We start from the raw sequence: 1,297 nt of genomic DNA, 5'->3' as shown, positions 1-1,297 counted from the left end.
TCGTACATCCGCAGCACTGGCAAGATACTGATTATGACGATAAGAAAATCGTTATCATCGGTAGCGGGGCGACGGCGATGACGTTGCTACCTGCGCTAGTGGACGAAAATAGTGCGCAAAGCGCGCGTCATGTCACTATGCTACAGCGCTCGCCAACTTATGTGGCAAGTGTGCCAGGGGATGATCATGGTATTGATTGGCTATCTGGTAGATTCTCACCGCTCTCAAAGGAGCAGGCTTATAAAGTACTGCGTACGCGTAATATCGTCAGACAGCGCAGCCTATATGAGCTGGCTGTTCGCGCGCCTGAATTTATGAAATCACTGCTAAAAAAGGGCGCGCAAAAAGAGCTAGAAGGTAGCGATGTCGATATTGCGCATTTTATGCCCAAATATAATCCGTGGGATGAGCGCCTATGTGCGGTGCCAGACGGTGATTTGTTTCAAGCGCTGCGCCGTGATAGCGCCACTATCGTCACCGACCAGATCAGCCATTTTACCCAGACAGGTATTGCACTGCTATCAGGTGAGCATTTAGATGCTGATATTATCATTACAGCAACAGGACTAAATCTACAAGTATTGGGCGGGGCGGCGCTATATATCGATGGGCAAGTGGTCGATGTCGGCTCGCGCATGACGTACAAAGCGGTGATGTTAGAGGGGATACCCAATATGGCAGTGATGTTCGGCTATACCAATGCGTCGTGGACGCTTAAGATAGATTTGGCCTGCCAGTATGTTATTAGGCTGCTCAGTTATATGAGTCGTCATCGCTATCAAGTCGTCTGTGCTCAGGCAGATAGCAAAGTAAAAATACAGCCTGATACCGTACTTGGCTCTCTCTCGGCAGGCTACGTCAAGCGCGCCAAAGATAAGCTACCCAAACAAGGGAATCGTTATCCTTGGCGCGTGACTAATAATTATGTAACCGATCGGGTGATGCTAAAATATCGTCGTATCAAGGATGACTGGTTGCACTTTAATCGCTAATGTTTTTGAATAAAATCAGCGACTTGTTTGCTCAAAATTTGCCACAGCATCTTTTGTGCGCTCTCGCTACCCCAAGCGTTATGCGGGCTAAAGATCACACGTGGGTGCTCGCTTAGAACTAGTAGCGGATCATTATCGGCGATAGGCTCCTCTTCGAACACATCACTTGCATAACCGATAATTTGCTCATTATTAATGGCAGTAGCGAGTGCCTGACTGTCGACAATACCGCCGCGCGCTACATTAACGAGTAGGGGCTTGCGGGTCATTTTTGTGAGTGTATCTGCATTGATCAAATGCTGGGT

General features: G+C 48.2%; 2 protein-coding genes. One reads left to right on the top strand and one right to left on the bottom strand.

All coding sequences use genetic code 11. The features are described from left to right. Nucleotides 1-992: flavin-containing monooxygenase (locus ACTXGO_RS13950; RefSeq protein ID WP_443574942.1), on the top strand; the 992-nt coding region annotated here is incomplete at its 5' end. Here ACTXGO_RS13950 and ACTXGO_RS13945 read toward each other — a convergent pair. Continuing rightward, the coding region (locus ACTXGO_RS13945; protein WP_443574941.1) for an NAD(P)-dependent oxidoreductase at nucleotides 989-1,297 on the bottom strand (309 nt) is incomplete at its 5' end. The genes ACTXGO_RS13950 and ACTXGO_RS13945 overlap by 4 nt on opposite strands.

The sequence above is a fragment of the Psychrobacter sp. T6-1 genome (genome assembly GCF_052258445.1).
This window is presented reverse-complemented; position numbering and strand designations above follow the sequence as displayed.